The following is a 21,201-nucleotide window of genomic DNA, read 5'->3' as shown; positions in this document are numbered from 1 at the left end:
ATGCAGAAGGGGATGCACATCGACACGGAGCGCTGCGTGCGCGCCGTCCAGTCCAAGGACGCCCGCTTCGACGGCTGGTTCTTCACGGCGGTCGTGACGACCGGGATCTACTGCCGGCCCAGCTGCCCGGTGGTCCCGCCCAAGCCGGAGAACATGCGTTTCCACCCGAGCGCGGCCGCCTGCCAGCAGGCCGGGTTCCGGGCGTGCAAGCGCTGCCGCCCGGACACCAGCCCCGGCTCCCCGGAGTGGAACCAGCGCGCCGACCTCGTGGCCCGCGCGATGCGGCTGATCGCCGACGGCGTGGTGGACCGCGAGGGGGTGCCCGGCCTCGCCGCCCGGCTCGGTTACAGCACCCGGCAGATCGAACGCCAGCTTCTCGCCGAACTGGGCGCCGGCCCGCTCGCCCTGGCCCGCGCCCAGCGCGCCCAGGCGGCCCGCCTCCTGATCGAGACGACGTCCCTGCCCATGGCCGACATCGCCTTCGCGGCCGGTTTCGCCTCCATCCGCACCTTCAACGACACCGTGCGCGAGGTCTTCGCCCTCGCCCCGACCGACCTGCGCGCCCGCGCGCCCCACAGCAGTCCGGGCAACGCCACTGGCGCACTCACCCTGCGCCTGCCGTTCCGCGCCCCCCTCAACCCCGACAACCTCTTCGGCCACCTCGCGGCGACCGCCGTCCCGGGAGTCGAGGAGTGGCGGGACGGCGCGTACCGGCGCACGCTCAGGCTGCCGTACGGCCACGGCATCGTGGCCCTGACCCCCCAGCCCGACCACATCGCCTGCCGCCTCACCCTCAGCGACCTGCGCGATCTGACCGTCGCGATCAGCCGGTGCCGCCGGATGCTCGACCTGGACGCCGATCCGGTCGCCATCGACGACCAGTTGCGCACGGATCCGCTCCTGGCTCCGCTGGTCGACAAGGCGCCCGGCCGCCGGGTGCCGCGCACGGTCGACGAGGCGGAGTTCGCCGTACGGGCCGTGCTCGGCCAGCAGGTCTCCACGGCCGCCGCCCGCACCCACGCGGCCCGCCTGGTCACCGCCCACGGCGAGCGGGCCGACGACCCCGGGGGCGGCCTCACCCACCTCTTCCCGTCCCCCGAGGCACTGGCCTGCGTGGACCCGGAGTCACTGGCGATGCCCCGCACCCGCCGTACGACGTTCACGACGCTGGTGCGTCAGCTCGCCGCCGGCAAGGTACGCCTGGGCCCGGACAGCGACTGGCAGGAGACCCGGGCCCGGCTCCTGGCCCTCCCCGGCTTCGGCCCCTGGACAGTCGACGTCATCGCGATGCGCGCCCTCGGTGACCCCGACGCCTTCCTCCCCACCGACCTCGGAATCCGGCGCGCCGCCCAGGAGCTGGGCCTCCCGTCGACCCCGGCGGCCCTCACGGCCCGGGCAGCCGCGTGGCGCCCCTGGCGGGCGTACGCCGTCCAGTACCTGTGGGCGACGGACAGCCACCCGATCAACTTCCTCCCCGTATAAGGACCTCAAGGACATGCCGACGAAGCAGCACACCGTCATCGACAGCCCGTACGGCCCCCTGACCCTCGTCGCCGAGGACGGCGTCCTGAGCGGCCTCTACATGACCGAACAGCGCCACCGACCACCCGAGGAGACCTTCGGCGAGCGAGACGAGAGGCCCTTCGGTGCGGCGATCGACCAGCTGGAGGCCTACTTCGCGGGCGAGTTGAAGGAGTTCACCCTCGAACTGCGGCTGAACGGAACCGAGTTCCAGCGCCGCGTCTGGGACCGGCTGCGCCACATCCCCTATGGCGAGACCCGCTCCTACGGCCAACTGGCCGACGCCCTCGGCAACCCCGCCGCCTCCCGCGCGGTCGGCCTCGCCAACGGCAGGAACCCGATCGGCATCATCGTCCCCTGCCACCGCGTCGTCGGCGCGAGCGGCAGCCTCACCGGGTACGGCGGCGGCCTGGACCGCAAGAAGCGGCTGCTGGACTTCGAGAGCGGAGCGGCGCTGTTCTGAACCCGTCGGCTCAGCCGGCCCGCTCCGCCGCACCGCGTTCCACGCAGAACTCGTTGCCCTCCGGATCGGCGAGGACCGCCCAGCCCCTGCCGTCCGGGGTGCGGCGGTCGTCGACCAGCGTGGCGCCGATGGCCACAAGCCGCTCGACCTCCTCGTCACGGGTGCGGTCCTGCGGCTGAAGGTCCACATGCACCCGGTTCTTGACCGTCTTGGGCTCCGGGACGGTGACGAACAGCAGACCCGCGCCCTCGATCAGCACGTCCTCGTCGCCGGGCTTGTCGTCCTCGTGGACGGGCAGGCCCAGCACCTGGGACCAGAAGCCGGCCAGGCGGTAGGCGTCGGCGGAGTCGATCGTCACATGGCGGATCGCAGAAGTCATGGCACGGATTCTGATCTACTCAGCGAATTCCCGCACCGGCTTTTCTACCCGGCGAGTTCGCGCAGCAGCTTCGGCAGCGCCGTGCCGATGGGTTCCCGTACGACGTCGTCGGCGCGGTCGTCGTACGGCGTCGGCTCGGCGTTGACGATGATCAGCCGGGCCCCGTGGTCGGCGGCGACGCCGGCGAGCCCGGCGGCGGGCTGGACCTGCAGGCTGCTGCCGACGGCGATGAACACCTGGCACGCCTTGGTGATCGCGACCGCCTCACCGAGGACCACCGGATCGAGCCGCTCGCCGAACATGACGGTCGCCGACTTGAGGATGCCACCGCACTCCAGGCACGCCGGATCCTCCTCACCGGCCTCGACCCGCGCGAGGGCGTCCTCCATCGGACCGCGCGCATGGCACTTCGTGCAGAGCACACCGCGCGCGCTGCCGTGCAGTTCGAGCACCTTGCGGGCGGGCATCCCGGCGAGCTGGTGCAGCCCGTCCACGTTCTGCGTGATCACCCGCACCGGCACCCCGGCCCGCTCCAGCTCGGCCACCGCCCGGTGCGCCGCGTTGGGCTCGGCCTTGAGCGTCCGGTTCTGCCGCCGCATCTGCCAGGAGCGCCGCCGGATCTCCGGATCGCCCATGTAGTACTCGTACGTCACGAGCTTCTCGGCCTCCGGATCCCGCCGCCACAGCCCGTTCGGCCCGCGATAGTCAGGGATCCCGGAATCCGTGGAGATGCCTGCGCCGCTGAGGATGGCTACGAGGGGCCTGTTCATGGGCCGAGAGTAAGGCGGTGGACCGCCGTGCGGCGAAGGGATATTCGACCTGGCCGGTGTGGTGCTGGCGTCCCGCCATGGCCAAGGTCGCCGTGTCACTCGATGCCGAACTCGTCGTGGAAGTCATGGTCCTCGCGGGCGTCGGCAATCCCCAGGACGCCGTCGAGCTCGTCGTCCGCGACTACATCGAGCGCGGCCACCGCACGGAGGCCCGGCTCGCCCAACGCGACGAGGCGCTGCGCGCGGTGGATACGAAGCCCCGGGACGTCGAGGGCTGAACCCGCCCTCAGGTCAGCCCACCCGGTGACCGTTCTCCAGCTCCACCGTCCCCGCGCCGTCCGCGAGGACGTCCAGGGCGGCCAGGACACGGCGGCCCAGGGAGCCGGGCAGATGAGCCGTGATCTCCTCGCGCGGAACCAGCCGCCAGGACAGCAGCTCCTCCTCCTGCAACCGGATCGCCTTGAAGTCGTCCTCGCCGAGGACTCCGCCGTCGTACAGATACGCCACCACCGGCGGCCGACCCGTGCCGTGCGACCAGTCCACCGCCAGCAGCCGGCCCAGCTCGCGGTCGAGGCCGATCTCCTCGGCCGTCTCACGGCGTGCGCCCTGCCGCGGGGTCTCACCGTCGTCGGACTCGATCGTGCCGCCCGGAAGCGCCCAGCCCTCACGGTAGTTGGGCTCCACGAGCAGCACCCGGCCCTCCGCGTCACGGAAGAGCGCGGCGGCGCCGGCGAGGACACGGGGGAGACTCGCGATGTACGTGGCGAAGTCCGGCGTGGTGGTCATTGAGGAAGGGTAACCAGCCTGCCCAGCCGTGCCTCGGCCGCACGCCCCGCGCAGGGAAGCGCCCCCCGGCGCACCGTCGCTAGACCTCCGCCTCCGCCTCCACCAGCCGCACCGTCCGCTCCGCCAGCTCGCTGATCCGCACCCCGTCGAACCCGAACACCGCGCTGCGCACCGTGTCCTCCAGCGGCTCGGTCCACTGGTCCGGGATCGCCGCCGCCCCCGTCAGCACACCCGCCACCGAACCGGCCGTCGCCCCGTTCGAGTCGGTGTCCAGCCCGCCGCGCACGGTGAGGGTGATGGTGCGGGTGAAGTCGCCGTCGCCGTACAGGAGCCCGGCGGTGAGCACGGCGGCGTTCGGGACGGTGTGGATCCAGCCGAGCCCGGCGGTCTCCTCGGCGACCGTGGTGAGCGTGTCCTCCCAGGTCATCCGGGTGTCGTGGAGCGAGACAACCCGGCGTACGGTGCGGGCGAGGCGGCTGCTCGCCGGGATGACGGCGAGTGCCCGGTCGACGGCCTGCCGGACCGTGGGCGCCGTGAACGCCGCCGCGACGAGCGCCGCCGCCCACATCGCCCCGTACACGCCGTTGCCGGTGTGCGACAGCACCGCGTCCCGGCGGGCGAGGGAGGCGGCGCGGCGCGGGGCGCCCGGGCAGGTCCAGCCGTAGATGTCGGCGCGGATGAGGGCGCCGATCCACTCCTGGTACGGGTTCTCGTACGTCGCGGTGAGCGGCGGTTTCAGACCGTTGGCGAGGTTGCGGTACGCGGCCCGCTCCGCCGTGAAGGTCTGCAGATACGGCAGCCGCAGCAGCCACAGGTCGCCGACCTGCTCGGTGCTGAAGCCGAAGCCGTGGGTCTCCAGCAGGTCGAGGCCGAGGATCGCGTAGTCGACGTCGTCGTCGCGGCAGCTGCCGTGGATCCGGCCGCGCACGCACTGGCGCCACTCGGGGCGCAGCTCGAAGCCGTCGTCCTCGCTGATCGGCTCGGGAAGATAGTCGGTGAGGGGCAGGGCGGCGGCCTGCCGCAGATACTGATCGATACGGTCCCGCGTCCACAGGTCGCCCTGCTCGACCGGCTTGCCGAGCATGTTGCCCGCGATCCGGCCCAGCCAGCCCCCGAGGACGCGGTCGGCGAGCTCTGGCTCAGTGCCCACAGGGGTCATAGGACCGGTTTACCCAATTCCGGGGGCGTTCGCGCGGGGTCCGGCCGTCCGCACAGCGGGCGCGCAGGACGTCCGTAGGGCGCTCGTACGGCGTTCTCAGGGTCCGGTCGGCGCATGACGGCGGGGGCGTCCTCCGGTTAAGGTCGCAGCGGCGCGACTGGCCCCCACCTGTGCGGGGCCCGGAGAGCAAGGGGAAGACAAGGTGGCGGACGCTGCAGTGAACGGTGCCCACAGGGTGCTCATCGCCGCGGACAAGTTCAAGGGCTCGCTCACGGCCGTGCAGGTCGCCGAGCGGGTGACGGCCGGTCTGCGCCGGGTGGTGCCGGGCCTGGCGGTCGAGGCCATGCCCGTGGCCGACGGCGGCGACGGGACCGTGGACGCGGCGGTCGCGGCCGGCTTCGAGCGGCGGGAGGTACGCGTCGCCGGGCCCCTCGGGCACGAGGTGACGGCGGCGTTCGCGCTGCGCGGCGACACGGCGGTCGTGGAGATGGCGGAGGCGAGCGGCCTGCAACGGCTGCCCGCCGGCGTCTTCGCGCCGCTCACCGCATCCACGTACGGCTCCGGCGAACTCCTGCGGGCCGCGCTGGACGCCGGCGCCCGCACGATCGTGTTCGGCGTCGGCGGCAGCGCCACCACGGACGGCGGCGCCGGCATGCTGACCGCGCTGGGCGCGCGCTTCCTGGACGCCGACGGGGAGCCGGTGGCGCCGGGCGGCGGGGGCCTGGGTGACCTGGCCACCGCGGACCTCTCCGGCCTGGATCCGAGGCTGGCCTCGGTCGAGCTGGTACTCGCCAGCGACGTCGACAACCCGCTGACCGGCCCGAAGGGCGCACCGGCGGTGTACGGCCCGCAGAAGGGGGCTTCGCCGGACGACGTGGCGACGCTGGACGCGGCCCTCGCGCACTACGCGAAGATCCTGGAGGAGTCGGTCGGCCCCAAGGCCGCCGAGCATGCCGCCGCGCCCGGGGCCGGTGCCGCGGGCGGCATCGGCTACGGCGCGCTCCTCCTCGGCGCCCGTTTCCGCGCCGGCATCGAGGTCATGCTGGACGTCCTGGGCTTCGCGCCCGCGCTGGAGCGGGCCGATCTGGTCATCACCGGCGAGGGCTCCCTGGACGAGCAGACACTGCACGGCAAGGCCCCGGCCGGCGTCGCTGCCGCCGCCCGCGCGGCCGGCAAGGAGGTCGTCGCCGTATGCGGGCGTCTGGCCCTTCCGCCGGAGGCGCTGGGCCGGGCAGGGATCCGCCGGGCGTACCCGCTGACGGAGGTCGAGCCCGACGTCGCGAAGTGCATCGCGGAGGCGGGGCCGATCCTGGAGCGCTCGGCGGAGCGGATCGCACGGGACTTCCTGGCCTAGCCCACGTTCTCTCGCCCCATCCTGGCTCCTCAAAACGCCGGAGGGACTGGTTATAGCCTGTCCGGCGTTTGAGGACGAGGCCCGTTCAGGGCCGAAGCGGGGGTCTGGGGGCGGCAGGCCTCCAGGGATGGGACGGGTAGGGGCGGCGGGGGCGACATGCGAAGGGCCCCGAACCAACCCGGTCCGGGGCCCCACCCAGCGGAGCGCTACGGCAGCTGCGCCGCCCGCGCCTCACGCCGGTTGTCGCGGAAGTTGTTCACCCGGCGGGCCGTGGCGAACAGGGGGATCACCGCGCCCATGACCAGCTGCAGCGCGCAGCCCGTCTGGAGGAGGAGCTGGCCGCTCGGGGCGTCGAAGGCCCAGGCCGCCAGCAGGCCCATCGACACGACGATCCAGGACAGCATCGCCACCGCGAGTCGGCCCCGCGGCTTCGGGTACTCCACGCGGCTCACCATCAGCCAGGCCGTGCCCAGGATCGCCAGCAGCGTCGCCACGAAGGGCAGCTCGAGAAGCACGATCGAGACCACGGTCAGCGCCCCGAACGGCGAGGGCATGCCCTGGAACATGCCGTTCGGGACGGTCACGCACGAGAAGCGCGCGAGTCTCAGCACCACCGCCAGCAGAACCACGATCGCCCCGACCGCCGCCACCCGCTGGTGCGCGTCGTTGGCGACCATGCCGTAGACGAGGACGAAGTACGCCGGCGCCAGCCCGAAGCTGATCAGGTCGGAGAGGTTGTCCAGCTCCGCGCCCATGGGGGAGGAGCGCAGCTTCCTCGCCACCAGGCCGTCGAACAGGTCGAAGACAGCCGCGCACAGCATCAGTATTACGGCCGTGGCCGCGCTGTTGCGGGCCATGCCCGAATAGTCACCCGAGAGGTGCGGGATCAGGATGCCGGTGGTGGTGAAGTACACCGCCATGAAGCCGCACGTGGCGTTGCCGAGGGTGAGAGTGTCCGCTATCGACAGGCGGAGAGAGAGGGGCATCTCCTCTTCTTCGTCCACCTCGTCGGCCTCGGGCACCCACCCCGCCTGGGTATCAGGATCAATCACGGTCAATGCGAGTCACCCCAGCCACGGTCTTCTGCCCCACCTCGACCGCGACCTCCACGCCCTCGGGCAGGTAGATGTCGACACGCGAGCCGAAGCGGATCAGACCGATGCGGTCGCCCTGCTCGACCTTCGTGCCCTGCGGGATGTAGGGGACGATGCGACGGGCCACCGCGCCGGCGATCTGGACCATCTCGATGTCGCCGAGTTCGGTGTCGAAGTGCCAGACAACGCGCTCGTTGTTCTCGCTCTCCTTGTTGAACGCCGGAACGAACCCGCCGGGGATGTGCTCCACGGACGTGACCGTGCCGGAGAGCGGCGCGCGGTTCACGTGGACGTTGAGCGGGCTCATGAAGATCGCGACGCGGGTGCGGCCGTCCTTCCACGGCATGATGCTCTGCACCACACCGTCGGCGGGCGAGATGACCCGGCCCTGGGCGATCTCGCGCTCGGGGTCGCGGAAGAACCACAGCATGCCCGCCGCGAGAGCGGTGGCGGGCACGGCGACGGCCTTGGCGACGCCGGAGCGGCGTGCGCGCAGCAGGCTGACGGCTGCGGTGGCGACGGTCGGGAGAAGCCACGGCGATGCTCCGCGCGCGAGGCGTACGCCGCCGACCTGGCTGTCGCGTGGTGCAGAGGTTTGGCTGTGGGGCATGGATGACCTTCGTAGCGGATGATGCCGCGCGGTATCAGGGGACGGCGGCTTTCCCGGGATCGTACCGGTCGCGGGCCACAACTGGGCAAGCCAGGAAGTCGAGTCGGCGACTGAAGAGTGCTGACGGGGTGTGATCTTCTTCTCCAAGAAAACACCCCGCATGCGGACAATCAGCCTTGGAACCGATACTCTTCGAGCAACCTGCGACCGATGATCATTTTCTGGATCTCGGCGGTACCTTCACCGATAAGCAGCATCGGAGCCTCACGGTAGAGGCGCTCGATCTCGTACTCCTTGGAGAAGCCGTAGCCGCCGTGGATCCGGAAGGCATCCTCCACGACCTCCTTGCAGTACTCGGAGGCGAGGTACTTCGCCATCCCAGCCTCAAGGTCGTTTCGTTCCCCTGAATCCTTTTTGCGTGCCGCGTTCACCATCATGGCATGCGCGGCCTCGACCTTGGTAGCCATCTCGGCCAGCTTGAACTGGATCGCCTGGTGCTGGGCGATCGGTTTGCCGAAGGTGTGCCGCTGCTGGGCGTACTGGACGCCGAGTTCGAACGCACGCTGAGCGACGCCACAGCCACGCGCCGCCACATTGACGCGCCCGACTTCGACGCCGTCCATCATCTGGTAAAAACCTCGGCCCGTTACGCCACCGAGTACCCGATTGGCCGGAATTCGCAGGCCGTCCATGATGAGCTCGGTCGTGTCGACGCCCTTGTAGCCCATCTTGTCGATCTTGCCCGGGATGGTGAGGCCGGGGCGGACCTCTCCGAAGCCGGGCTCCTTCTCCACCAGGAAGGTCGTCATCGACTTGTGGGGCGCGGTGCCCTCGGGGTGTCCTTCGTCACTTCGGACGAGTACGGCGACCAGAGACGACGTTCCGCCGTTCGTCAGCCACATCTTCTGGCCGTTCAGGACGTACTCCTCGCCGTCCTTCACCGCCTTCGACGTGATGGCCGACACGTCGGAGCCCAGGCCCGGCTCCGACATCGAGAAGGCGCCGCGGATGTCGCCGGCCGCCATGCGCGGCAGGAAGTGGTCCTTCTGCTCCTGCGTGCCGTGCTGCTTGAGCATGTACGCCACGATGAAGTGCGTGTTGATGATGCCGGAGACCGACATCCAGCCGCGGGCGATCTCCTCGACGCACAGCGCGTACGTCAGGAGCGACTCGCCCAGACCGCCGTACTCCTCGGGGATCATCAGGCCGAAGAGGCCCAGTTCCTTGAGGCCGTCGACGATCTGCTGCGGGTACTCGTCGCGGTGCTCCAGCTCGGTCGCGACCGGGATGATCTCCTTGTCCACGAAGTCGCGGACGGTGGAGAGGATCTCCTGCTGAATGTCGGTCAGACCGGCGGTCTGGGCGAGTCGCGCCATGACTACTTCTCCTGCTCTCGCTTTGAAATGTCCAGCAGCTCCGGGCGGCCGGGCTGCTCGCCACCGCGCTCCTTGATGTAGGTCTCGGTGGGGACCATGACCTTGCGGCGGAAGACACAGACCAGCGTGCCGTCCTGCTTGTAGCCCTTGGTCTCGACGTAGACGATGCCGCGGTCGTTCTTCGACTTCGACGGCCACTTGTCGAGCACGGTCGTCTGGCCGTAGATCGTGTCGCCGTGGAAGGTCGGCGCCACGTGCTTGAGCGACTCGATCTCCAGGTTGGCGATCGCCTTGCCGGAGATGTCCGGCACGCTCATGCCGAGCAGGAGGGAGTAGATGTAGTTGCCGACGACGACGTTCTTGCCGAAGTCCGTCGTCTTCTCCGCATAGTTCGTGTCCATGTGGAGCGGGTGGTGGTTCATGGTGAGGAGACAGAACAGGTGGTCGTCGTACTCCGTGACCGTCTTGCCCGGCCAGTGCTTGTACGTCGCCCCGACCTCGAACTCCTCGTAGGTGCGTCCGAACTGCATGGCGGTCAGGCCTCCGGGATCTCGAACTTGCTGGTGCGCTGCATGCCGGCGGCGCGGCCCTTGCCGGAGATGACCAGGGCCATCTTGCGGCTGGCCTCGTCGATCATCTCGTCGCCGAGCATCGCGGAGCCCTTCTTGCCGCCCGCCTCGGACGTGTAGTAGTCGTACGCGTCCAGGATCAGCTCGGCGTGGTCGTAGTCCTCCTGAGAGGGCGAGAAGATCTCGTTGGACGCCTCGACCTGGCCCGGGTGCAGCACCCACTTGCCGTCGAAGCCGAGGGCGGCGGCGCGCTGGGCGACCTCGCGGTAGCCGTCGATGTTGCGGATCTGGAGGTAGGGGCCGTCGATCGCCTGGAGGTTGTTGGCGCGGGCGGCCATCAGGATCTTCATCAGGATGTAGTGGTAGGCGTCCGCCGGGTAGCCGGGCGGCTGCTCGCCCACGACGAGCGACTTCATGTTGATCGACGCCATGAAGTCGGCCGGGCCGAAGATGATCGTCTCGACGCGCTGGGAGGCCGTCGCGATCTCGTTGACGTTGTTCAGACCCTGGGCGTTCTCGATCTGGGCTTCGATGCCGATCTTGCCGACCTCGAAGCCCATCGTCTTCTCGATCTGGGTCAGCAGGAGGTCGAGGGCGACGATCTGCTCAGCCGTCTGCACCTTCGGCAGCATGATGCAGTCGAGGTTCTGGCCGGCACCCTCGACGACCGTGACGACATCGCGGTACGTCCACTCGGTCGTCCAGTCGTTGACGCGCACGACCCTCGTCTTGCCCGTCCAGTCGCCCTCGTTGAGGAACTTGACGATGGTGTGCCGCGCCTCGGGCTTGGCGAGCGGCGCGCACGCGTCCTCCAGGTCGAGGAAGACCTGGTCGGCCGGGAGGCCCTGCGCCTTCTCCAGGAAGCGGGGATTGCTTCCCGGGACCGCGAGGCAGGAGCGCCGCGGACGCAGACGGTTGACGGGCGTGGTCATGCGGGGACCTCCAGGGGGTCGAGCTTGTTCGCTTTCCGGATCTCGTCGACGATGCGGCCGATGATGCCGGTGATGTCGAAGTCCTTCGGGGTGAAGACCGCGGCCACGCCCGCAGCCCTGAGCTGCTCGGCGTCGCCATTGGGGATGATCCCACCGGCGATGACGGGTATATCTGTGGCACCGGCCACACGGAGCCGTTCCAGCACGTCCGGCACCAGCTGCGCGTGCGAGCCGGAGAGGATCGACAGGCCGACCGCGTGCACGTCCTCCGCGAGGGCCGCGTCCACGATCTGCCCGGGCGTCAGGCGGATGCCCTGGTAGACCACCTCGAACCCGGCGTCACGGGCCCGCACGGCGATCTGCTCGGCGCCGTTGGAGTGCCCGTCCAGGCCGGGCTTGCCGACGAGGAAGCGGAGCTTGCCGACGCCGAGGTCCTTGGCCGTCAGGTCGACCTTGCGGCGCACCTCGGACATGGCCGAGCCCTCCTCGGCGGGGACCGCCACCGGGGCCGACGACACGCCGGTCGGCGCCCGGAACTCGCCGAACACCTCGCGCAGGGCCCCGGCCCACTCGCCGGTCGTGACACCGGCGCGGGCGCACTCCAGGGTGGCCTCCATGAGGTTGGCGGTGCCCTTCGCGGCCTCCTTCAGCTTCTCCAGCGCCTTGCACGGGCGCGGGTGGTTGAAGGGCGGCTGGTAGCGGGTGTCACGCCAGTGCTGGAGCGAGGCGATGACACGGGCCTCGACGGCCGGGTCGACCGTCTGGATGGCCGTGTCGAGATCCGCCGTCAGGGGATTCGGCTCCGTCGTCTCGAAGATGTTGACGCCGATGATCTTCTCCTGCCCGGACTCGATACGAGCCCGGCGCTCGGCGTGCGAGGAGACGAGCTGCGACTTGAGGTAGCCGGACTCGACGGCGGCCATCGCGCCGCCCATCTTCTGGATCCGCTCGATCTCCGCGAGGGACTCCTCGACCAGCCCCGCGACCTTCGCCTCGATGACGTGCGAGCCCTCGAAGATGTCCTCGTACTCCAGCAGGTCGCTCTCGTGCGCCAGGACCTGCTGGATGCGCAGCGACCACTGCTGGTCCCAGGGCCGGGGGAGGCCCAGGGCCTCGTTCCAGGCGGGCAGCTGCACGGCACGCGCGCGTGCGTCCTTCGACAGGGTCACGGCCAGCATCTCGAGGACGATCCGCTGGACGTTGTTCTCCGGCTGCGCCTCGGTCAGACCGAGGGAGTTGACCTGGACGCCGTACCGGAAGCGGCGCTGCTTGGGGTTCTCGATGCCGTACCGCTCGCGCGTGACCTGGTCCCAGATCCGCCCGAACGCCCGCATCTTGCACATCTCCTCGATGAAGCGGACGCCCGCGTTCACGAAGAAGGAGATACGGGCCACGACGTCCCCGAACTTCTCGGCGGGGACCTGCCCCGAGTCGCGTACGGCATCGAGAACCGCGATCGCGGTGGACATCGCGTACGCGATCTCCTGGACCGGCGTGGCGCCCGCCTCCTGCAGGTGGTAGCTGCAGATGTTGATCGGGTTCCACTTCGGGATGTGGGAGACCGTGTACGCGATCATGTCCGTCGTCAGCCGGAGTGAGGGCCCCGGCGGGAAGACATGGGTCCCCCGCGACAGGTACTCCTTGACGATGTCGTTCTGGGTCGTGCCCTGGAGCTTGGTGATGTCCGCGCCCTGCTCCTCGGCGACGACCTGGTAGAGCGCCAGCAGCCACATGGCGGTGGCGTTGATCGTCATCGAGGTGTTCATCTGCTCCAGGGGGATGTCCTGGAACAGCCGGCGCATGTCACCGAGGTGCGCGACCGGCACACCGACCCGGCCGACCTCGCCGCGGGCGAGGATGTGGTCGGAGTCGTAGCCGGTCTGCGTCGGCAGGTCGAACGCCACCGACAGGCCGGTCTGGCCCTTGGCGAGGTTGCGCCGGTACAGCTCGTTGGACGCCTCGGCCGTGGAGTGACCGGCGTAGGTCCGCATGAGCCACGGCCGGTCCTTCTCCCGCTTGCCTTCGGCGGGCTGACGCTCAGTCATCTATGACCTCGGGTGTCTCAGATGTTGCGGAAGCGGTTGATGCCGTCGATGTGCTTGGCGCGCATCTCCTCGTCGCGCACGCCCAGGCCCTCCTCGGGGGCCAGGCAGAGCACGCCGACCTTGCCCTGGTGGAGGTTGCGGTGCACGTCGTAGGCCGCCTGGCCGGTGTCCTCCAGGGAGTACACCTTCGACAGGGTGGGGTGGATCTTGCCCTTCGCGATGAGCCGGTTGGCCTCCCAGGCCTCGCGGTAGTTGGCGAAGTGCGAGCCGATGATCCGCTTCAGGGACATCCACAGGTAGCGGTTGTCGTACTCGTGCATGTAGCCCGAGGTCGAGGCGCAGGTGGTGATGGTGCCGCCCTTGCGGGTGACGAACACGGAGGCGCCGAAGGTCTCGCGGCCGGGGTGCTCGAAGACGATGTCGATGTCCTCGCCGCCGGTCAGCTCGCGGATGCGCTTGCCGAAGCGCTTCCACTCCTTCGGGTCCTGGGTGTTCTCGTCCTTCCAGAACTTGTAGTCCTCGGCGTTGCGGTCGATGATCGCCTCGGCGCCCATCGAGCGGCAGATGTCCGCCTTCTGCGGCGAGGACACGACACAGATGGGGTTGGCGCCGCCGGCCAGCGCGAACTGCGTGGCGTACGAACCGAGTCCACCGCTCGCGCCCCAGATCAGGACGTTGTCGCCCTGCTTCATGCCGGCGCCGTTGCGGGAGACCAGCTGGCGGTAGGCGGTGGAGTTGACCAGACCCGGGGCGGCGGCCTCCTCCCAGCTCAGGTGGCCGGGCTTCGGCATCAGCTGGTTGGACTTGACCAGCGCGATCTCGGCGAGGCCGCCGAAGTTGGTCTCGAAGCCCCAGATGCGCTGCTCGGGGTCGAGCATCGTGTCGTTGTGGCCGTCGGACGACTCCAGCTCCACGCTCAGGCAGTGCGCGACGACCTCGTCACCGGGCTTCCAGGCGTTGACGCCCGGGCCGGTGCGCAGGACGACGCCCGCGAGGTCGGAGCCGATGATGTGGTACGGCAGGTCGTGGCGCTTGGCCAGCTCGTTGGTGCGGCCGTAGCGCTCCAGGAAGCCGAAGGTCGACAGCGGCTCGAAGATCGACGTCCACACCGAGTTGTAGTTGACCGAGGAGGCCATCACGGCCACCAGGGCCTCGCCCGGGCCGAGCTCGGGCAGCGGCACGTCGTCGAGGTGGATCGACTTGCGCGGGTCCTTGTCGCGGGTCTCCAGGCCCGCGAACATCTCCGTCTCGTCCTTGTGCACGGTGATCGCGCGGTACGACTCGGGGAGCGGCAGGGCGGCGAAGTCGGCCGGCGTCGATTTTGGCGACTGGATCGCGTCCAGAATGTCCTTCACGGTCACGGTATTGCCTCCGGCGGTGAGCACCCTGAGGGAGGGGCGCTGAGGGTTACGTCGGTGCTGCTGAGGATTTGTGGTGGTTGCCGTCGGTTCGGCGGGTGGTGCTGTTCGGCAGCGCTTTGTGGCGCGGGAGGTTGCCTGTGACGCAGGCGTCCGGGCGCGCAGGCCCGGGAGGGGGCTTGCGGGGACAGCCGGCGTACGAATGGTCTCTGCACGCCGGCCGCCCGGACTCTTTCAACGTATGGCACGGCGTGTCACCTGGCAAGGCACCGAGTGCCAGAACTTGCTCTCAGATGAAATCTTTACGTAACAAATGAGCGATGATCGATCAAAGCTACCGGTGAGTAGGTACGAATCGGTTGTTAAAGGGCGTGGATCGGTCAGGCCAGGTGCAGCGCCATCGCCGTCCGCGGCTCCCGCACCCCGCACCCCGCGGCCCGTGAGCTCCTCGATCTTCGTCAGCCGGTACAGCAGCGTGGTCCGGATGGATGGCGAGCCGGTCGGCGGTCCGTACGAGCTGGAAGCCGCACTCCGCCCACGCGACCAGCGTCTCCCGCAGCTCGGCGGCCGCGAAGACGCGCCGGCCGGGCTCCAGCCGGGTCCCGGCACGCAGTGCCAGTGGCGCGTCCCGGTACGAGTCGTGCGTCCCGGCGACGCTCCGGCCCGGCTCGCCGATCCCGCACCGCTCGTCGGCCCCGTGCCGCTCGCGGAGGCGCTCGACCGAGGCGGAGCACCGCTCGACGAGCCGCTCGGGGCGTCCGGTCGAGGCGTGCAGAACGGCGTACCGGCCGGCGGCGAGTTCCCCCGTCACGTCCCGGGCGGAGCCCAAGACCTCCCGTACCGTCCGCACCAGAGGCATCTGTGCTGCCCCGCCCGCCCGGACGTCCCGGCTCGCCCCGGAGACCAGCGGCAAGAGCCTCGCGGAGTCGAGCGGGGACGGGAGCGTTCCGCCGGCCGACCTGCCCGCTGTGAAGGAGCTTTCGCGACCTGGACGGAGCTTTCGTGAGCCCGTCGCCCTCCTCGGTCCTCGTCGTCGGCGGTGGCGTCGTGGGCCTGGCCTGCGCGCACACCTCGGCCGGGCCGGCCTCACGGGTCACCGTCCTGGAACGGGACCGGCTCGGCAGCGGGGCCTCGCGCGGCAACGCCGGCGAGATCTGTTCCGACCTCGTCGAGCCGCTCGGCGCCCCGGGCGTCGCGGCCAAGGCGCTGACCGGCGTGTTCCGCCCGGACTGCCCGCTGTGGACCAACCCCGTGCCGAGCATCCCGCTGCGCTTCCTGGCCGCTCTGGGCCTGCGCAGCACCGTCCGGCACCACAGCGCCGGGGCCGCCGCGCTCGCCGCCCTCGCCGAGGACACGTTCGCGCTGTTCGAGGAGCTGGAGGTGCTCGGCGTGGACGGCGGGGCCTGGAAGGACGGCTTGCTGTTCGCGTACCCGTCGTACGAGGACGCGGCGCATGGGCCGGCGGGCTCCCGCCGGCTCGGCGCGCCGGTCTCGCCGGGGGGGTGCTGCAGGGCGCGGCGCTTGCCGGGACGGAGCCCGCCCTCGGGCCCGCCGCCCGGGCCGGGTTCCTGGTGGAGCGTCAATGGGCCGTGGAACCCGGGCAGTTCGTGGACACGCCGATCGAGCGGCTGCGGGGCGACGGGGCCGAGCTGGTGGAGGGGGGCGCGGGTGACGGCGGTGTGGGACGGCGCGGATGGCGTCGAGGCCCGTACGAGCGCGGGGACCTTCCACGCGGACGCGGTGGTGATCGGCGCGGGCATCTGGTCCCGGCAGGTGTGCGCCTCGCTGGGCGTACGGATCGACCTGGCCGCCGGGAAGGGCTACAGCTTCTCGGTGCCGGCCGAGTCACTGCCGAGGCGGCTGGTCCACCTGGGCTCGGCGAAGGCGGTGCTGGCGCCGCTGGGCAAGGGGGTGCGGGTCGCCGGGACGATGGAGTTCGACCGGGAGACCCGGACCGCTTCCGGCAGGGCCGCGTGGAGGCGCTGGTGGCGGCCGCGCGGCCGTATCTGCCGGGGGCCGACTGGGAGCGGTGGGAGCAGGAGTGGATGGGGCCGCGCCCGATGACACCGGACGGGCTCCTCCTGATCGGCCCGCTCCCGAGCCGCCCCCGGGTACTGCTCGCCACCGGCCACAACATGCTGGGCCTGAGGCCCCGGCGACGGGGCGGCTGGTGGCCGGGCTGTTGACGGGGAGGCGGACGCGGGGCTGGCGGCCCGGTTCGCGCCGGGCCGCTCCGTCCGGCGTCTTCAGCGTCGGTGCTAGGCGCCCAGGCCGAGCAGCGCCACCTGCAGGGGGAGCGCCGGCTCCTCGGGGAGGGCGGGTGGCTCCTCCCCGCGGCCCGTGTGGGTGGGCGGGACGGCGCGCAGGCCCTTTATGCCGTCGGCGGCCCACTTCGCGTCCGTCGAGGGGAGGGACAGGGTCATGCGCCGTCCGTCGGCCAGCGTGGCTTCGAGCTTGGTCGGGTCGTTCGTCTGCATGGCAACTCACTTCCGTCACGGCCCATGAAGATCGTGCTTCGACATGGAGGACGGATGAGCCGACGTGATGGTTCCCCTGAGGGAGCCATCATGAGCCCCCTGCGTAGCGGCTTGGGCCCGCCCGCCCAGGCCCTGTCGTTTGGATCATCCCGGCGTCGCGGGGTCTGGCACGCGCATCTGCGGCGTTGTCGTCACTCGCCGACGCTCCGCGTCGACTCCCTCCTCCGCCTCGCAGCTGCCCCGGCGTCGCGGGGTCTGGCACGCGCATCTGCGGCGTTGTCGTCACTCGCCGACGCTCCGCGTCGACTCCCTCCTCCGCCTCGCAGCTGCACGCCCACTCACGCTCGAACCGGCTTCGCCCGGCTCGCGGGGCACCCCCATCGCCCCGGCTCGGGTCGGCCGGAAGGCACCGCATCTCACAGCCGGCCTGATCCGAACGAAACGGCCTGGTTCAGACCCGCTCCTTCAGCGCCTGCTCGATGGTCCGCATCACCTCGTCGAGCGGCGCGTCGGTCCTGGCCACCGTCACCAGCACCTCACCCTGCGCCGCCACGGAGGCCGGCGCCGTGCGCGGTGCGGTCTCCCGGCCGGCCCCGATCCCCGTCCCGAACGTCCGCCGTACGATCGCGAAGGCGTGGTCGAGCTGTGCCTCCACCTCACCCTGGCCGCCCGCGCGCAGCCAGCGCCGCAGGACGTGGTTGTGCGCGGTGACCACGGCCGACGCGGCGACCTCCGCCAGCAGCGGGTCGTCGTTGGCGTCGTCGTCGTGGGCGTGCTCGTCGAAGTGGCCGAGGAGGTAGCGGGTGAAGAGGCGTTCGTAGCGGGCCACCGACGCGATCTCGGCCTCGCGCAGGGTGGGTACCTCGCGTGTGAGCTTGTAGCGGGCGACCGAGATCTCCGGCCGGGCCGCGTACATCCGCATGACTTCCTTGATGCCGCGGCACACCGTGTCGAGCGGGTGCTCATGGGCCGGTGCGGCGTTGAGCACCGCCTCGGCGCGGATCAGGGTGTCGTCGTGGTCCGGGAAGATCGCCTCTTCCTTGGAGCGGAAGTGGCGGAAGAACGTGCGGCGGGCGACCCCGGCCGCGGCGGCGATCTCGTCGACGGTGGTCGCCTCGTACCCCTTGGTCGCGAACAGCTCCATCGCCGCGGCCGCCAGTTCGCGGCGCATCTTGAGCCGTTGGGCGGCCGCGCGACTGCCGGCGGCACTTTCCGGTGCGTCGGGCGTGGCTGGTGTACGTGAGGACTTGGCGGGCTGGGGCATGACCCGAACGTACTGCATGTGCGCAGCTTGATGCGCATGCACGGGGTTTCCCCCGCCCTGGGCGGGCGGGGGAGTACCGGGTCGGACGGATGGCGGCGAGCTGCTTCGGTCGGCCGGGGGAGAGCTGCGCGGGGCGGGCGGGGGCGGGCTGCCGGGGTCCAGCAGCCCACCCCACTCCTGACCGCTTCTGAACCAGTCGCCGGGCCGCTCAGCGCCGGGCATATTCGCGGAAGCCGCGGCCCGTCTTGCGGCCGAGGCAGCCCGCGGCCACCAAATGCTCCAGGAGCGGCGCCGGAGCGAGACCCGGGTCGCGGAACTCGCGGTGCAGGACCTTCTCGATCGCCAGGGAGACATCGAGCCCGACGACGTCCAGCAGCTCGAACGGACCCATCGGGTAGCCGCCGCCCAGCTTCATCGCCGCGTCGATGTCGTCCAGCGTCGCGTAGTGCTCCTGCACCATCTTGATCGCGTTGTTCAGGTACGGGAACAGCAGCGCGTTGACGATGAATCCGGCACGGTCGCCGCAGTCCACGGCGTGCTTCTTGATCCGGCCGCAGACCTCGCGGACCGTGGAGTGCACGTCGTCGGCCGTGAGCACCGTACGGACGACCTCGACCAGCTTCATCGCCGGCGCCGGGTTGAAGAAGTGCATGCCGATCACGTCCTGCGGACGCGAGGTGGCGCGGGCACAGGCGACGACGGGCAGCGAGGAGGTGGTGGTGGCCAGCACCGCGCCCGGCTTGCAGACCTTGTCCAGCGCCGCGAACAGCTGCTGCTTGATCTCCAGGTCCTCGGCGACCGCCTCGACGGCGAGGTCGACGTCGGCGAACGCGTCGTACGAACCCGCCGCGGTGATCAGGTCCAGGGTCCGCGCGGCGGCCTCGGCGGTCATCCGCCCCTTGTCGACAGAGCGGGAAAGCGACTTGCCGATACGGGCCTTGGCGGCCTGCGCCTTCTCCTCGCTGCGGGCGGCGAGGACGACCTCGTACCCGGCCTTGGCGAAGACCTCGGCGATCCCGAACGCCATGGTGCCGGAGCCCGCGACACCGACCGACCGGACCGTACGGCCGGGGGCCAGGGCGGCGCCGTCCAGCGGCGTCAGTCCGTCCCGCACGACGGTGGCGCTGCCCGGCGCCTCGTACGTGTAGAAGCCGCGGCCCGACTTGCGGCCCGTCAGGCCTGCCTCGCTGAGCTGCTTGAGGATCGGCGCGGGGGCGTGCAGCCGGTCGCCGGACTCGGCGTACATGGCCTCCAGGACCCTGCGCGCGGTGTCGATGCCGATCAGGTCGAGCAGGGCCAGCGGGCCCATCGGCAGCCCGCAGCCCAGCCGCATCGCGGCGTCGATGTCCTCGCGGGAGGCGTACTTCGCCTCGTACATCGCGGCGGCCTGGTTGAGGTAGCCGAACAGCAGCCCGTCGGCGACGAACCCGGGCCGGTCACCGACCGCGACGGGCTCCTTGCCGAGATCGAGGGCGAGGTTCGTGACCGCGGTGACGGCCGTCGGCGCGGTCAGCACGGAGGAGACGACCTCGACCAGGCGCATCGCAGGCGCCGGGTTGAAGAAGTGCAGCCCGAGCACGCGCTCGGGGCGGGCCGAGTCGGCGGCCAGCCGCGTGACGGACAGGGCGTTGGTGCCGGTCGCCAGGATCGTCTCGGGGCGCACGATCCCGTCCAGCTCGCGGAAGATCTGCTGCTTGATCTCGTACGACTCCGGCGCCACCTCGATGACCAGGTCCGCGTCGGCCGCGGCCCGCAGGTCGGTGGAGGTGCGGACGCGGGCGAGGGCCTCCGTGCGCTCCACCTCGGTCAGCCGGCCGCGCTCCAGGGCACGGGCGGTCGAGGACTCCAGGGCGGCGACGGCCTTGGTGGCCGCGGCCTCGCTGATGTCGATGCCGATGACCTCGCGACCGGCCTTGGCCAGGACCTCGGCGATGCCGGTGCCCATGGTGCCGAGGCCGACGACGGCAACGGTCTTGAGCGGGGACAGAGGGGTGTCGGACGCGGTGTCGGACAGGGGAGTGGCCATCGCGGGACTCCAGGAATGAGGGTGACGACTGGAAGCGCGCCCGGGTGCGCCGAGGAGGCGCACCGGGTGCGAAAGGAGTGAGTGCGGGTGTTGCCGGGCTACTGGCGCACACGCCCGGTGCCGTCACCGGGAGCGTGCACACGCCCCGGGGAACGGCGGATCCGACCGGCCCTGTCCCGGAGCCGGGTCGTACTGAGAGGTACGTGATGTACCGAACCGACCAGCACTCGCGGCGGCTGCGTCACCAGGCCGCTGCAAGCAAATCTGCGAGTGGGTGACTCGCTCGTATGAGCTTAACCCGTGGGTAACGAGCGCGCCAGACCTCGTCTTTGTGATGTAGGTCCCGCGAGGCGCGCCGCTTGCATACGCTCGGCTTCATGGACGAAGAGTTGCGATCACTCACGGAGCGCTTACGGCAGGAGTCCGGAGCGTCGGCCGCGTACGACCGCCTCGTGGCGACCCAGGACCTCGACGAACTCGCCGAGGTGCTCACCGCGCCCGGACAGCCGCTGTGGGCCAGGGAGTTGGCCGCCTTCCGGCTGGGCCTCGCCGGGGACCGCCGGGCCTTCGAGTCCCTCGTCCTGCTCCTGAACCACCGTGACCCGCAGCGCTGTGTCTCCGCCTCCCACGCCCTCGCCCGGCTCGGCGACCCGCGCACGGCCCGCGCGGCGGCCGCCCTCGCCACCAACGAACTCCGCGTCGCCTACGCCCTGCACCCCGTCCGGCTCCTGGTCGAGCTACGCGCCCCCGAGGCCGTGCCTGCCCTCATCACCACCTTGGAGCGCCGCCTGCGCCCGCACGACCCCTACCGCCGCGTGGCCCTCGCCTGCGTGGAGGGCCTCGGCGCACTCGGCGACGCCCGGGCCAGACGCGTCCTGAACGAGGCACTGGCCCACCCGGTACTCGCGGAGGCGGCGGTGCGTGCGCTGGCACGGATCCCTCGTCAGCGGTGACATTCCGGCCGGCCGACGTCGGCGACCGGAGGCCCAGGCGGGCCCGCGCCAGCAGCTCGTGCCCG

General features: G+C 70.9%; 21 protein-coding genes. 6 read left to right on the top strand and 15 right to left on the bottom strand.

Annotated elements, in window-relative coordinates; translation table 11 throughout:
- Positions 1-1,482 (top strand): DNA-3-methyladenine glycosylase 2 family protein, encoded by a 1,482-nt coding sequence (locus QQM39_RS06090; RefSeq protein ID WP_301995597.1) that lies wholly within the window; start codon positions 1-3, stop codon positions 1,480-1,482.
- A 13-nt stretch (positions 1,483-1,495) separates the two neighbouring features.
- Complete coding sequence (locus QQM39_RS06085; RefSeq protein WP_301995596.1) at positions 1,496-1,984, top strand: methylated-DNA--[protein]-cysteine S-methyltransferase; 489 nt, start codon at positions 1,496-1,498, stop codon at positions 1,982-1,984.
- 10 nt (positions 1,985-1,994) lie between these two features.
- Here the strand turns inward: QQM39_RS06085 and QQM39_RS06080 are convergent, their stop codons facing one another.
- Both QQM39_RS06080 and QQM39_RS06075 read right to left on the bottom strand, forming a co-directional pair.
- Positions 1,995-2,363 (bottom strand): VOC family protein, encoded by a 369-nt coding sequence (locus tag QQM39_RS06080; RefSeq protein WP_301995595.1) that lies wholly within the window; start codon positions 2,361-2,363, stop codon positions 1,995-1,997.
- A gap of 44 nt (positions 2,364-2,407) precedes the next feature.
- Positions 2,408-3,133, bottom strand: a complete 726-nt coding sequence (locus tag QQM39_RS06075) for a Sir2 family NAD-dependent protein deacetylase (protein ID WP_301995594.1) — start codon at positions 3,131-3,133, stop codon at positions 2,408-2,410.
- A gap of 77 nt (positions 3,134-3,210) precedes the next feature.
- On the opposite strand from QQM39_RS06075, the gene QQM39_RS06070 reads away from it, so the two are divergent.
- Entirely contained in the window at positions 3,211-3,411 is a 201-nt protein-coding gene (locus QQM39_RS06070) for a DUF2191 domain-containing protein (protein ID WP_302003495.1), read from the top strand.
- Positions 3,412-3,424: 13 nt separating this feature from the next.
- Here the strand turns inward: QQM39_RS06070 and QQM39_RS06065 are convergent, their stop codons facing one another.
- Both QQM39_RS06065 and QQM39_RS06060 read right to left on the bottom strand, forming a co-directional pair.
- On the bottom strand, positions 3,425-3,919 hold the full coding sequence (locus QQM39_RS06065; protein WP_301995593.1) for an NUDIX hydrolase: 495 nt from the start codon (positions 3,917-3,919) through the stop codon (positions 3,425-3,427).
- A 79-nt stretch (positions 3,920-3,998) separates the two neighbouring features.
- Complete coding sequence (locus QQM39_RS06060; protein WP_301995592.1) at positions 3,999-5,078, bottom strand: ADP-ribosylglycohydrolase family protein; 1,080 nt, start codon at positions 5,076-5,078, stop codon at positions 3,999-4,001.
- 235 nt (positions 5,079-5,313) lie between these two features.
- Here QQM39_RS06060 and QQM39_RS06055 point away from each other — a divergent pair, with 235 nt between their 5' ends.
- Complete coding sequence (locus tag QQM39_RS06055; protein WP_302003494.1) at positions 5,314-6,432, top strand: glycerate kinase; 1,119 nt, start codon at positions 5,314-5,316, stop codon at positions 6,430-6,432.
- A gap of 206 nt (positions 6,433-6,638) precedes the next feature.
- On the opposite strand, the gene pssA is transcribed toward QQM39_RS06055, so the two are convergent.
- The 8 genes from pssA to QQM39_RS06015 all read right to left on the bottom strand — a co-directional run bounded on the left by pssA (position 6,639) and on the right by QQM39_RS06015 (position 15,266).
- Positions 6,639-7,454: a CDP-diacylglycerol--serine O-phosphatidyltransferase gene (pssA, locus tag QQM39_RS06050; protein WP_062710457.1), complete on the bottom strand. Its 816-nt coding sequence runs from the start codon at positions 7,452-7,454 to the stop codon at positions 6,639-6,641.
- A gap of 22 nt (positions 7,455-7,476) precedes the next feature.
- A complete protein-coding gene (locus QQM39_RS06045) occupies positions 7,477-8,136 on the bottom strand; it encodes a phosphatidylserine decarboxylase (protein ID WP_301995591.1) in 660 nt (219 codons plus the stop codon).
- 170 nt (positions 8,137-8,306) lie between these two features.
- Positions 8,307-9,512 carry an acyl-CoA dehydrogenase family protein gene (locus QQM39_RS06040; RefSeq protein ID WP_031475707.1) on the bottom strand — a complete coding sequence of 402 codons (1,206 nt, stop codon included), beginning with the start codon at positions 9,510-9,512 and terminating at the stop codon, positions 8,307-8,309.
- A gap of 2 nt (positions 9,513-9,514) precedes the next feature.
- Positions 9,515-10,042, bottom strand: coding sequence for a MaoC family dehydratase (locus tag QQM39_RS06035; protein ID WP_301995590.1), 528 nt, complete (start codon positions 10,040-10,042; stop codon positions 9,515-9,517).
- Positions 10,043-10,047: 5 nt separating this feature from the next.
- The gene (locus QQM39_RS06030; RefSeq protein WP_007385825.1) at positions 10,048-11,013 is read right to left on the bottom strand and encodes a CoA ester lyase; all 966 of its coding nucleotides are present in this window, start codon (positions 11,011-11,013) and stop codon (positions 10,048-10,050) included.
- Positions 11,010-13,058, bottom strand: coding sequence for a protein meaA (locus QQM39_RS06025; protein WP_301995588.1), 2,049 nt, complete (start codon positions 13,056-13,058; stop codon positions 11,010-11,012). Before QQM39_RS06025 ends, QQM39_RS06030 begins: the two co-directional genes overlap by 4 nt.
- A 17-nt stretch (positions 13,059-13,075) precedes the next feature.
- Complete coding sequence (gene ccrA / locus QQM39_RS06020; protein ID WP_302003493.1) at positions 13,076-14,413, bottom strand: crotonyl-CoA carboxylase/reductase; 1,338 nt, start codon at positions 14,411-14,413, stop codon at positions 13,076-13,078.
- 337 nt (positions 14,414-14,750) lie between these two features.
- Positions 14,751-15,266, bottom strand: coding sequence for a hypothetical protein (locus QQM39_RS06015; RefSeq protein WP_301995587.1), 516 nt, complete (start codon positions 15,264-15,266; stop codon positions 14,751-14,753).
- Positions 15,267-15,418: 152 nt separating this feature from the next.
- Between QQM39_RS06015 and QQM39_RS06010 the strand changes: the two genes are divergently transcribed.
- Positions 15,419-16,480 (top strand): FAD-dependent oxidoreductase, encoded by a 1,062-nt coding sequence (locus QQM39_RS06010; RefSeq protein WP_301995586.1) that lies wholly within the window; start codon positions 15,419-15,421, stop codon positions 16,478-16,480.
- A gap of 194 nt (positions 16,481-16,674) precedes the next feature.
- On the opposite strand, the gene QQM39_RS06005 is transcribed toward QQM39_RS06010, so the two are convergent.
- From QQM39_RS06005 to QQM39_RS05995, 3 genes are all read right to left on the bottom strand, one after another.
- Positions 16,675-16,893, bottom strand: coding sequence for a hypothetical protein (locus QQM39_RS06005; RefSeq protein WP_301995585.1), 219 nt, complete (start codon positions 16,891-16,893; stop codon positions 16,675-16,677).
- Positions 16,894-17,344: 451 nt separating this feature from the next.
- Positions 17,345-18,157: a TetR family transcriptional regulator gene (locus QQM39_RS06000; protein WP_301995584.1), complete on the bottom strand. Its 813-nt coding sequence runs from the start codon at positions 18,155-18,157 to the stop codon at positions 17,345-17,347.
- 208 nt (positions 18,158-18,365) lie between these two features.
- Entirely contained in the window at positions 18,366-20,183 is a 1,818-nt protein-coding gene (locus QQM39_RS05995) for a 3-hydroxyacyl-CoA dehydrogenase family protein (RefSeq protein WP_301995583.1), read from the bottom strand.
- Positions 20,184-20,560: 377 nt separating this feature from the next.
- Between QQM39_RS05995 and QQM39_RS05990 the strand changes: the two genes are divergently transcribed.
- Positions 20,561-21,136 carry an adenylosuccinate lyase gene (locus tag QQM39_RS05990; RefSeq protein ID WP_301995582.1) on the top strand — a complete coding sequence of 192 codons (576 nt, stop codon included), beginning with the start codon at positions 20,561-20,563 and terminating at the stop codon, positions 21,134-21,136.
- The last annotated feature ends 65 nt before the right edge of the window (positions 21,137-21,201 follow it).

The organism is Streptomyces sp. DT2A-34, from assembly GCF_030499515.1.
Lineage (GTDB): Bacteria > Actinomycetota > Actinomycetes > Streptomycetales > Streptomycetaceae > Streptomyces.
This window is presented reverse-complemented; position numbering and strand designations above follow the sequence as displayed.